This is a genomic window from Alkalimonas collagenimarina (genome assembly GCF_030717845.1).
GTDB classification, from domain to species: Bacteria; Pseudomonadota; Gammaproteobacteria; order Enterobacterales; family Alteromonadaceae; genus Alkalimonas; species Alkalimonas collagenimarina.
On the sequence record NZ_JAUZVZ010000015.1, the window covers coordinates 1 to 11,842 of the forward strand.

The 11,842-nt window shown below is 49.3% G+C and carries 9 protein-coding genes; 1 reads left to right on the forward strand and 8 read right to left on the reverse strand.

All coding sequences use genetic code 11. The features are described from left to right. Positions 1-38: 38 nt before the first annotated feature. On the reverse strand, positions 39-953 hold the full coding sequence (locus Q3O60_RS11390; protein ID WP_305894062.1) for an SGNH/GDSL hydrolase family protein: 915 nt from the start codon (positions 951-953) through the stop codon (positions 39-41). A gap of 456 nt (positions 954-1,409) precedes the next feature. Between Q3O60_RS11390 and Q3O60_RS11395 the strand changes: the two genes are divergently transcribed. After that, a complete protein-coding gene (locus Q3O60_RS11395; RefSeq protein ID WP_305894063.1) occupies positions 1,410-2,765 on the forward strand; it encodes a Na+/H+ antiporter NhaC family protein in 1,356 nt (451 codons plus the stop codon). Between the two features lie 5 nt (positions 2,766-2,770). Here the strand turns inward: Q3O60_RS11395 and Q3O60_RS11400 are convergent, their stop codons facing one another. From Q3O60_RS11400 to Q3O60_RS11430, 7 genes are all read right to left on the reverse strand, one after another. Further along, positions 2,771-3,586 (reverse strand): M48 family metallopeptidase, encoded by an 816-nt coding sequence (locus Q3O60_RS11400; protein ID WP_305894064.1) that lies wholly within the window; start codon positions 3,584-3,586, stop codon positions 2,771-2,773. 164 nt (positions 3,587-3,750) lie between these two features. Then, positions 3,751-4,887, reverse strand: a complete 1,137-nt coding sequence (gene dnaJ, locus Q3O60_RS11405) for a molecular chaperone DnaJ (protein WP_305894065.1) — start codon at positions 4,885-4,887, stop codon at positions 3,751-3,753. A 67-nt stretch (positions 4,888-4,954) separates the two neighbouring features. Further along, the gene (gene dnaK / locus Q3O60_RS11410) at positions 4,955-6,871 is read right to left on the reverse strand and encodes a molecular chaperone DnaK (RefSeq protein ID WP_305894066.1); all 1,917 of its coding nucleotides are present in this window, start codon (positions 6,869-6,871) and stop codon (positions 4,955-4,957) included. 181 nt (positions 6,872-7,052) lie between these two features. Further along, positions 7,053-8,666 (reverse strand): NADP-dependent glyceraldehyde-3-phosphate dehydrogenase, encoded by a 1,614-nt coding sequence (locus Q3O60_RS11415; protein ID WP_305894067.1) that lies wholly within the window; start codon positions 8,664-8,666, stop codon positions 7,053-7,055. A gap of 82 nt (positions 8,667-8,748) precedes the next feature. Next, a complete protein-coding gene (locus tag Q3O60_RS11420; RefSeq protein ID WP_305894068.1) occupies positions 8,749-9,705 on the reverse strand; it encodes a sugar kinase in 957 nt (318 codons plus the stop codon). Between the two features lie 10 nt (positions 9,706-9,715). Beyond that, a complete protein-coding gene (eda, locus tag Q3O60_RS11425) occupies positions 9,716-10,357 on the reverse strand; it encodes a bifunctional 4-hydroxy-2-oxoglutarate aldolase/2-dehydro-3-deoxy-phosphogluconate aldolase (protein WP_305894069.1) in 642 nt (213 codons plus the stop codon). After that, positions 10,357-11,826 (reverse strand): mannitol dehydrogenase family protein, encoded by a 1,470-nt coding sequence (locus Q3O60_RS11430; RefSeq protein WP_305894070.1) that lies wholly within the window; start codon positions 11,824-11,826, stop codon positions 10,357-10,359. The genes eda and Q3O60_RS11430 overlap by 1 nt, the downstream gene beginning before the upstream one ends. Positions 11,827-11,842: the final 16 nt, after the last annotated feature.

Here is an 11,842-nt window from a genome sequence, read left to right on the forward strand (position 1 = left end):
CTCTATGGCCCTTTTTTTTGTGACGGCACGGTGAGTGGTTACGCCACCCGACGCAGCCGGATTAGCACTAAACCCGATAAGAGCAGCAACATAGTCGCCGGCGCTGGTACCTGGAAGTTCACCGTCTGCCCAGAAGCCAGTAGTGCATAGGCTTCCCGACCTAAGATTGCGTGTGCTGCAGTTGTAGGGTGAATTTCATCCCAAAACACATAGGTGTTGGCATTAGCACAGCTGTTTTCACCGGTTGGAATGCCGAAAAATGTGCTGACTGAGCGGCATTCGTCTGACGTGTTGGTAAAACCTTCTGATGCGGGGTCAGCAAGAATAGAATTGAAAATACCAAACACATCCAGCATAAAAATATCCACTTGGTAGGTATTGGCTAACCCAAGCAAAATTGCTTCCAGTGCTTGGTTCCATAAGGTACTGACCTCATTGCCCGATACGCTATTACTTGTCGAGGCGAACTCAGGAATACTTCCTAAATCAGGCAAGTTAGGGATCAACAAGCTGGTCGCTCCCCCCAAAATCATCTCTGTCAGCATGTTTTGAAAGTTACCCAAAATAGAGGTAATCATCATCAAGGGCGCACTGCTGCCAACCAGGTCTCGCATATCATTGCCACCTGCCCACACCACGTAAAGTGCTGCTGGATCCATGATCGGGCCGCCGAAGTCATTCTGATAGTCATTCCATTGCCATAGCAAACCGGCAGATGGTCCTGATGAGTTATTCACCCGGGCACCACCATAGGCGTAATTATTACCGCCAGCTGTTGACCGGGTTGTGCTCAAGCCTAACTCATCCGCCATAAACTCATGCCAAACATCACCATTGGAAAAACGGCCATTAGAGCCATAACCTGCACCAGCAGCGATACCAGCGACCGTGCCAAACGGAACATTTGCACGGGTATTACCCGTATCTGATAAGCTATCACCAAAAATATACATATCCGAATATATTGGTGCCGATAAGGCAGGTAGGGCGAATACAGCTAAAACAGCGGCAACGCTTACAAGTCTGAGCTGGAGGAACGTTTTTTTAAGTAGTTGTTTTATCATTATTTTTATCCCTGTCATTATTATTAGGTAGGAGACGATCGGATCGTCTGACCAGTTTAACGCAATAATCGTGCCTATTTTTTAAACAAAGAAATTTAGCTATTGCTAAGGATTATCAGCACGATGAAATGGCAAGATTGTAAAAAAAACCGACGCTTAATTTCCTATCTTTGGTAAATAATAAGCCTTGTGCTCAAGCTGGTTCGACCTGATAAAGTGCAGTAAGACTATTGATTATTCATCAAAATTCCCGTAAAGAATACTGACACTCGTTAAAAACGACTATTTGACAAGACATCTAGCCATCTATATAGTCACGCAACTTTCACTGGTCGGAGATGCCCAATGGCTGCTACCCCTGAACCCATTCCAGCTCAATACGGTGCTTTGGCTTTTTTGCCTCTGCTTAGCTTTGTCTTGCTTTTTTTAGGTGCAGGGATTTATTACCAAAGCTTGCAGGTGGACTATGCCTTTTACCAGTTGCCTGCACATGTGGCGGTTTTGCCCGCCATAGTGCTGGCCATGCTGCTGCATCGGGCGCCATTGCAACAATCAGTTTCGGTGCTGATTCAAGGTGCAGGCCACTCCACCATTTTAACCATGTGCTTCATTTACTTACTGGCAGGAGCCTTCTCTAGTGTGGCAGTAGCCACTGGGGGGGTTGATGCTGTCGTCAATGCTGGCCTTAGTTTGGTCCCGGCCTCGTTGCTATTACCGGGGTTATTTCTAATCGCAGCATTAATTGCATTAGCCATGGGTACCTCGATGGGCACCATAGGTGCGCTGGCCCCTATTGCAGTTGCGCTGGCGCAGCAAACTGGGCTCTCCCCCGTTTTGGTGGCCGGAGCTTTGCTGGGAGGAGCCATGTTTGGCGATAACTTATCAATTATTTCCGATACCACCATTGCTTCCACCCGTACTCAGGGTGCCCGCATGAAAGACAAGTTTCGTGAAAACCTGAAATTGGCGCTGCCTGCCGCTGCCGTAGTGCTGCTTGGCTATATCTGGTTTGGTAGCGTACCAGCCGACATTCAATCAGAAGCATTTAGTTGGAGTGCAGTGCTGCCTTATCTGGCGATTTTAGTACTGGCGGTGGCAGGTTTAAATGTATTTGCTGTGCTTAGCCTTGGGATTGTGCTGGCAGCATTACAAGGGGCGGTATTTGGTGATTACCAGCTGGGTCAACTTGGTCAGGATGTGGCCAGTGGCTTTGCCTCAATGCAGGAAATATTTTTACTATCGATGTTTATTGGCGCTCTGGGTGAGTTTATTAAGCAGCAAGGAGGCCTCGCTTGGCTTTCCAGTAAGTTAAGTCACTTCTTTAATCGCATCAAAATGCATGCCGAACGCAGTGGTCAGCTAGGTATTGCTGCCTTGGTATTTGGCACCAACCTGTGCGTTGCTAACAATACCGTTGCTATTGTCATTAGCGGCGATATCAGCCGCAACCTGGCACAAAACCATGGGGTTAGCCCGCGCCGCAGTGCCAGCATGTTGGATATTTTTGCCTGTATTAGTCAGGGGTTACTGCCCTATGGTGCCCAGGCTCTGCTGTTGGCCGCTAGCTTTTCGCTCAGCCCGCTGCAAGTAGTAGCAAGTAGTTTTTATTGCATGGCGCTCGCTGTAGTCGCTTTACTCTGGCTAAGTTTACAACCCTTAACGGCTCAACCTAAACCAGAGCTAAATTCAACGAATGCTTAGAAGCGTTACAGCTTGCCAGGCTGGCCACAGTTGGGCAGCCGCCCTTGGCTTTGGCGCTGTTGAAAGGTCGCCGTAGCTGCAGGCATCCGCTGCTGTAAAGTGCGGATCCGGGTATCTGGAACGGGATGGCTAGACAACAATTGTGGTGTGCTTTGGCCACCACTTGCTGCCGCCATATTACGCCATAGATTGACCGATTGCTCAGGTTGAAAACCAGCCTGCGCCATCAGATCCAGTCCGATAATATCGGCTTCAGTTTCATGCTCTCGACTAAAAGGCAGCATTAACCCAACCTGCGATCCTAAGCCAAGACCAGCCATCAATTCTTGCTGAAATCTTACATTAGCAGCTCTTGAGGCTGCATCTGTTAGCACTAAACCAGTTTGCACCATTTGACTACGCGACAAACGCTCGTTGGCATGCCCCGCCATAACATGGCCAATCTCATGGCCAACCACAGCCGCCAATTGGTGTTGGTTTTCTGCTACCTTTAATAAGCCAGTGTAAACGCCTATTTTACCACCGGGCAGAGCAAAGGCATTGACTTGATCATCGGCAAACACGATCACTTCCCATTCATTGCCCATATATTCCTCGGGGGTGACACGCAACAGTGCATCAGCAACGCATTGCACATATCGGATGGTTTGCTGATCGGTGGAAATAGCCAGCTCTTCTTTCATGCTATCAAATGTTTGACTGCCCATGGTATTGAGCTGGTTTTCATTAAACAACATGATTTGACGCCGACCGGTAGGTGATTCAGCACAAGCCACTACAAAGAACACAGCAATCAATAGCATCAATACATAATTACGCATAATTATTCCTTTTCCCTGTTTATCGACGTCATAACAACATCGCTATCAGTACCGCTTTCACATCAGTTCATCTTATTGTATTCGCTCATCAGCAAAATGACAGCAACATTATCCATAAAAAAACCCGTAGCCTGGCTACGGGTTTTATCGGACTGCACCAGAACCTAACTGGTTAAGTCATCAAAGAACTTTTTGACACCGTCAAAAAAGCCTTTTGATTTTGGTCGATGCTTTGCTTCGCTCTCACCTTCCATGGTCGCATCCAGCTGACGCAACAACTCTTTTTGCTGCTCGCTTAACTTGACCGGCGTTTCAATGACCACTTTACAAACCAAGTCACCGACGCCCCCGCCCCGGACCGATTGCACACCTTTGCCGCGCAAACGGAACATTTTATCGGTTTGAGTCTCAGCTGGTATTTTCAACTTGACCCTGCCATCTAAGGTTGGCACTGCAATATCACCACCTAAAGCCGCGACCGCAAAACTAATCGGCACATCGCAATAGAGGTTATTACCATCACGCACGAAAATCGGATGATCTTTCACATGCACCTGCACATACAGATCACCGGCTGGAGCGCCATGCATGCCCGCTTCACCTTCGCCGGTTAAACGGATCCGGTCGCCGGTATCAACACCTGCAGGGATCTTCACCGACAATGTCTTGGTTTTTTCTACCCGGCCTTCGCCATGACACTTACTGCACGGCTCTGGAATGATCTTGCCACGGCCATTACAGGTTGGACAGGTTTGCTGTACTGCAAAAAAGCCCTGGCGCATCGTCACTTGCCCAGCACCATGACAGGTTGGGCAAGTTTTAGCCGAAGTACCTTTTTTCGCTCCGCTACCGTCGCAGCTGTCACAGCTCACCCAGGTCGGAACCTTGATATCCACTGATTTGCCACGCACGGCATCTTCTAGACTTAACTCTAAGTTGTAACGAAGATCAGAACCGCGCTGTGCTCTTGATTGTCCCCGACGGCCACCGCCACCGAAAATATCCCCAAACACATCGCCAAAGATATCACCAAAATCAGCATTACCACCGCCACCAAAGCCACCAGCGCGACTGGGGTCAACGCCATCGTGGCCATACCGATCGTAGGCCGCCCGCTTTTGATCATCCGACAGAATTTCGTAGGCTTCCTGGATTTCTTTAAATTTGATTTCCAGCTCTTTATCGCCCTTGGTTCTGTCCGGGTGATACTTCATAGCAAGGCGTTTATAAGCCTTTTTGATGTCTTTTGCTTCGGCGCCTTTTTCAACACCGAGTGCTTCATAATAATCACGCTTTGACATAAATTAGGGCTAACTTATAAAAGAGGGACTGCAGCTATGCGTAGCAAGCTGCAGTCCTGGTGGTACATTATTTGTCGTCTTTGACTTCTTCAAACTCAGCATCGACAACATCGTCGCCCGCACCAGCATCGCTGGCATTGGCCTCGCCATCAGCACCACCCTGTTGGGCTTTCTGCTGAGCCGCTTCCATCAATTTTTGGGCAGCTTGCATTAGCGCTTCTGATTTGGCATCAATTTCGGCTTTCTCATTGCTCTTAATCGCTGCTTCCAAATCAACAATCGCTGCTTCAATGGCTTCTTTGTCATTGGTGGCTAAATCGCTACCAGACTCCTCTAGCTGCTTGCGGGTACCGTGCACCAGCGCATCAGCCTGATTGCGAGTTTGCACCAGTTCTTCGAACTTCTTATCTTCTTCCGCATGCGCTTCGGCGTCACGGACCATGGCTGCAATCTCATCATCATTCAAACCTGACGATGATTTAATGGTGATCTTCTGCTCTTTACCACTATCTTTGTCTTTAGCAGAGACATGCAAGATACCATCTGCATCCAGATCGAAAGTCACTTCAACTTGTGGCTCGCCACGACGGCCAGCACGAATGCCTTCTAAGTTGAATTGTCCCAGTGACTTGTTGTCGGAAGAACGCTTACGCTCGCCCTGCAATACATGAATAGTCACAGCAGACTGGTTGTCTTCAGCTGTTGAGAACACCTGCGACTTTTTAGTCGGGATGGTGGTGTTTTTCTCAATCAGGCTGGTCATGACACCACCCATGGTTTCAATACCCAAAGACAGAGGAGTCACGTCCAGTAACAAGACGTCTTTGACATCACCAGACAGGACCGCACCTTGCACCGCAGCACCAACCGCAACGGCTTCATCCGGGTTCACGTCTTTACGTGGCTCTTTTCCGAAGAACTCTGTCACTGCTTGTTGTACTTTAGGCATCCGGGTCTGACCACCCACCAGGATGATTTCGTCGATGTCCGTTACGCTCAAGTCGGCGTCGTTCAGCGCCATTTTTAATGGATCCAGTGTACGCTTGACCAAGTCTTCAACTAAGGATTCTAACTTGGCACGGGTTACTTTGATGTTTAAGTGTTTCGGGCCTGAGCCATCAGCAGTGATGTACGGCAGATTGACTTCAGTTTGTGAAGCGGAAGACAGCTCAATTTTGCCTTTCTCGGCAGCTTCTTTTAAGCGCTGCATGGCCAATGGGTCATTGCGCAGGTCAATGCCCTGCTCTTTTTTGAATTCATCAACCAGATAATTGATCAAACGGTTGTCGAAGTCTTCACCACCTAAGTGGGTGTCACCATTGGTCGACAACACTTCAAAGGTTTGCTCACCATCGACATCATCGATTTCAATGATAGAAATATCGAAGGTACCACCACCTAAGTCATACACCGCGATCTTGGTATCGCCTTTCTTTTTATCCATGCCATAAGCCAGTGCCGCTGCAGTTGGCTCGTTGATGATACGCTTCACTTCCAAACCAGCGATACGACCAGCATCTTTGGTGGCTTGACGTTGGGCGTCATTGAAGTAGGCAGGCACAGTAATAACGGCTTCTGTCACCTCTTCACCCAGAAAATCTTCAGCTGTCTTTTTCATCTTTTTCAAGACTTCAGCAGAGATCTGCGGCGCTGCCATTTTCTTGCCTTTCACTTCAACCCAAGCATCGCCATTGTCGGCTTTGACAATTTTAAATGGCATGATGTTGACATCGCGCTGCACTTCTTCATCTTCAAAGCGACGACCAATCAAGCGCTTAATAGCATATAAGGTATTCTGTGGGTTGGTGACTGCCTGGCGTTTTGCCGGCTGGCCAACCAAGGTTTCACCATCGTCGGTATACGCGATGATCGATGGGGTAGTACGTGTCCCCTCAGCATTTTCAATGACTCGTGGCTTGTCGCCATCCAATACTGCAACGCATGAATTGGTTGTACCTAAGTCGATACCAATAATTCTACCCATAACGGCTCTCCAATCGTAATCTGAACATAAAATTTCGTGTTAGCAGCTTTATGGGGATTGCCCTTACAGGATTCAAGGATACTGTTGTAAATTTTTTCTGTTGAATGTGTGATTGCACGACGCATCGCAGAGCGTGATCCATGGATGGTTAAAAGGATGCACCATCCATGGCGCTATTCTATTAAAACAAAAAGTCAGTCGATAGAAAATGCGAGCTGCGCTGCTTGATCATGTCTTTCACCAGCTCTATATCTTGCGGTTGATACTTAGCCGCCACCACGGTTGGGGTAGAAAACTGACGTAGTGCATCAATCACCGACAAAGTGCCCTCGGCAGAGTCCTTGCGGCCATTAAATGGAAAGCTATCAGGCCCGCGTTGGCATTGGCTGTTGATGTTGATCCGCCCGACTTGATTGCTAAACCTATCCACCAACTCGCCTAGCTGCTGCGGGTTCTGCCCAAACAAACTGAGTTGCTGACCAAAGTTTGAATGGATCACATAATCAATCGCTTGCTGAATATCATCGAAAGGCACAATAGGGATCACCGGCCCAAATTGCTCTTCATCGTACACACGCATCGCCGCTGTTACTGGATAGAGCACGGCTGGCCGGAACAGCGTTGCGCAATGTTCCCCACCGGATTGATTGCAGATACGCGCACCCTGTTGACAGGCATCATCCACCAACTGCTGCAGAAAATCTGTTTTGCCAGGTTCAGGCAACGGCGTAATTGCCACCCCTTCCTGCCATGGCATGCCGATAGGCAATGCTTCTACCGCCGAGACAAACTGCTGCACAAACTCATCGACCCGGCTACGATGCACAAACAGAATTTTTAAAGCGGTGCAGCGCTGACCGTTAAACGATAAGGCTCCGGCCACACATTCAGAAACAGTTCGCTTCATATCAGCATCTGCCATGACAATAGCCGGGTTTTTCGCATCCAGCCCCAGTACCGCTCGTAGCCGATGTGGTTTCGGGTGCATTTTCTTCAGATCACTGGCGCCTTTGTTGGTTCCAATAAAAGCGAATAAATCCACCTTACCGCTTTCCATCAGCACACCCACGGTTTCACGGCCCCGGCCATAAATCACGTTAATTACACCAGGCGGAAAGCTATCACGGAAGGCTTGCAACAATGGACGGATCAGTAATACACCGTATTTGGCTGGTTTAAAGATCACTGTATTGCCCATAATTAACGCGGGGATCAAGGTGGTAAAGGTTTCATTCAGCGGGTAATTAAAAGGGCCCATGCACAAAGCCACTCCTACCGGCACCCTTCGTATTTTGCCTAAGGTTCCTTGCTCAATGACAAAATGGCTGGCATCGCGGTCTTGCTGCTTTAATGCATCGATGGTGTCACGAATATAATCGCTGGTGCGATCAAACTCTTTGGCCGCATCCTTGTAGGGTTTGCCAATCTCCCACATCAGTAAGCGGATCACGTCATCGCGTTTTTGCTGCATCAATTCAAGGAAGGTTTCCACATGCTGGATCCGCTCCAATACCGGCATGGTCGGCCACGGACCACGACCTAAATCATAGGCAGAGACGGCGGCATCCAGTGCCTGCAATGCAGCCTGAGCATCCAACAGCGGTGTTTGTCCGAGTAACACAGGTTCTGGTTGCTCTCCGTTTCGAACGCAGACCGGGCTGAAAACAGAGCTTAAATCACCCTGCCAGCTCAGCAACTCTCCATTTAATAGATACTCTCGCTGCTCAACTGGTTGCAGTTCGGAAAAGTCGGCGGGCAACTCGCCGACCGTTGGAAATAGTGTCGCTATACTCATGCTTGCTCCTTCTTTATCCAACGTGGACCTGCCTATGCCCGGTTGCAACCGGATCTTATGCAGTAATGTTGTTCAGTCAGGATCAGAGCACAAAAGTTGATGGCCGATGACGCGACCAAAAGCGCTGAAAGTGCTCTTTATTAACGATGGCACCGGTGTGCTCAACCACAAAACCGGCCAAACGTGCAGCATACTTCACCGCATCCTGTGGTGGAATATCGGCCAACCGTGCCGCCAGATAGCCACCATTAAAGGAGTCACCGGCTGCAGTAGTATCTACCACCTTTTTGACCTGATGGGCTGCTGCAGCAAAGTCGTGCCCGGCAAAACAGCCTACCACGCCATTTTTGCCATCTTTGATGATCATTTCGGCCACATCCAGCTCGGTCAGGAATGCTTTTATTTGCTGGACTGTGCTGTGCTCAAACAATACTTTGTGATCATCCAGTCCCGGCATGGCAATATCAGCCAATTGATACGCCTCGGTAAACACTGCCCGACAGCTCTCGATACCGGACCACAGTGCCGGACGATAATTCGGATCAAACACGATCTGGCTGCCTTGCTCTTTCAATTGATGGATCAGATTAAACAAGGCTCTTCGGTCGCTATCGGACAAGATAGCCAGTGTAATGCCAGAAAAATAAAACATATCGCAGCCCAACACATCGGTTAGGTTGCCTTGTTGTGAAAAACACTGCATCACCTGCTTAGCGGCTGAGGTATCACGCCAATAGACAAAGCTGCGCTCACCATAGGCATCGGTATTGATCATATACAGCCCCGGTCGTACGCCTTTGGCACGGAACATCAGGCTGGTATCGACTTTTTCCCGCTCAACCGCTCGTACCAGCTTATCGCTGATCAAATCAGTCCCAACCGCAGTAAAAAACTGCACATCAACTGGCGTTTCGCAGCTCCGCTTCAAGTACACCGCCGTATTAAACACATCGCCAGCAAATGCCTGATGGTAGACATTTTCAACCAACTGAAACATCTCCACCATGCACTCTCCCATCATGACAATACGTTTTTTCATGGCTTGCTCCTTATGCTGCTTTATATTGATTTGCCAACACAGTCGCCTGTTCTGCTAAAGCAGAAATCTGCGCCCAGTCTTGAGTGTGCACCAGCTTATCAGGGGTTAGCCAGGAACCACCAGCTACAAATACGTTGGGCAAGGCAATAAAATCAGCCAGATTCTGCTGGTTAATCCCACCCGTTGGGCAGAACCGAACCTGCTGAAACACGCCTGATAAGGCTTTGAGCATAGCGATGCCGCCCGACAAATGCGCCGGAAAAAACTTCACTTCCGTCAAGCCAAACTCACACGCCATGGCAATTTCTGAAGGGGTAGCAACGCCCGGTGCTATCGGTACCCCCGTTGCCAGCATCGCCTCCAATAAATGAGGGGTACTGGCTGGACTCACTAAAAATTGTGCGCCAGCCGCAGTTGCTGCTTTGGCATCTGCAGCCGATAAAATAGTGCCCGCACCGACCAATAGTTCAGGCAAAGCCGAACGAATAGCGGTGATGGCTCCAAGCGCCTGCTGCGTTCGAAGTACTACTTCTACCGAGCCAATACCACCTTGCTGCAGCGCTGTCGCTATCTGCACTGCCTGAGTGGGGGTATCCGCTTGAATAATAGGTAATAAAGCTGGGCCACGAACCACAGATGATAAGGTCATCATCAGGCCTCTCCTGTATACGAAGGCAAAGTCACCATGCCTTTGCTGGTTAATTGTTGATAGGCCGCTACTACGGCTTGCTTAAAGGCGTTTTGCTCGGTTAATTCGCGTGGAAACACCGCATCTATTGCTAAGAATAACGCTACATCCGCTTCGGCATTACCACTACACTGAGCAGCCACAGCCAGCAACTGCTCAGCCAATGGATCGGTCAGTTTCGTCTGACTTTGCTGACGCTGCCTGATAAACAAACACCATGCGGCAATGCCATAGGCCAGATAACGGACAGAGCGCCCTGACGCCAGATTATCCCGAATCACAGGAAGCAGCCGCATCGGTAGTTTTTGTGAGCCATCCCAGGCAATTTGAGACAATAAATGACGGATGGCTGGGTTGCGAAAGCGCTGCAGAATATCCGCACTGTACTGCTGCACATCCAGCTCAGCAGGCGCCTTAAAGGACGGAATAATCTCTTCAGTCACCATCTGCTTGATAAAGCCCACCAAAGCGCTATCCTGCATCGCATCAAACACCGTCTCATGCCCCAGCAAACAGCCCAAATACGCCAGAGTCGAGTGCGGTGCATTCAGTAAGCGTAACTTGGCTTTTTCAAAGGCACTGACATCCGCTGCATAGATGACGCCGGCCTGATGCCAAGCTGGGCGCTCTACTGGTAAACAATCCTCAATCACCCATTGCACAAAGGATTCACGTTTAATCGGCCACTGATCAAGCAAACCGATTTTATCAGCCACTTGAGTGCGCAATGCATCATCAGTGGCAGGCGTAATGCTATCCACCATGGTGCAAGGGCTGATCAGCTGTTGCTCTAACCAATTGGCCAGCGCAGGATCCCACTGCTCAGCAAACCGTAGGATCGCTGCCCGTAATTTGTGGCCATTGTCAGTCAAATTATCGCAACTAATGACACAAAAAGGAGGGATATTGGCCCGGAAACGTTCCGATAGCGCTGTCACCAGCATGCCTATCGCAGTGACCGGCTGAGCACTTCGGGTTAAATCACGACAAACTTCTTTATTCTGTAGGTCCAGCTCGCCATTGCTGGCTAAGCAATAGCCTTTTTCAGTAATGGTCATGGTGACATATTTTGTGCTGGCCGCAGTTAAGCGGGTCAATACCTTAGGGTAGTCTGTCGCTGCAACCAATACTTCTTGTACACTGCCGACCACCTGATAACCGATAGTCGCATCCAGTTCAACCAGCGTATAAAGTCCATCCTGGGGCGTTAAAGCATCGCTTACATCAGGTGAACGCATAGAGACGGCACTGATGGCCCAGTCGCCGCCCTGTTGCAACGCCTGCTCGGTATACCAGGCCTGATGGCCACGAAAAAAAGCGCCCGGGCCTAAATGCACAATGCCAATCTGCGGCTTTTGTTCGGCCAAGCGATAGGCTGGCAGCGCTATGCTTCCCTCTAGCCCGGCTAAAGTGTCATTGCAAAGTCGATTCATCGTTATGCCTTCTTAC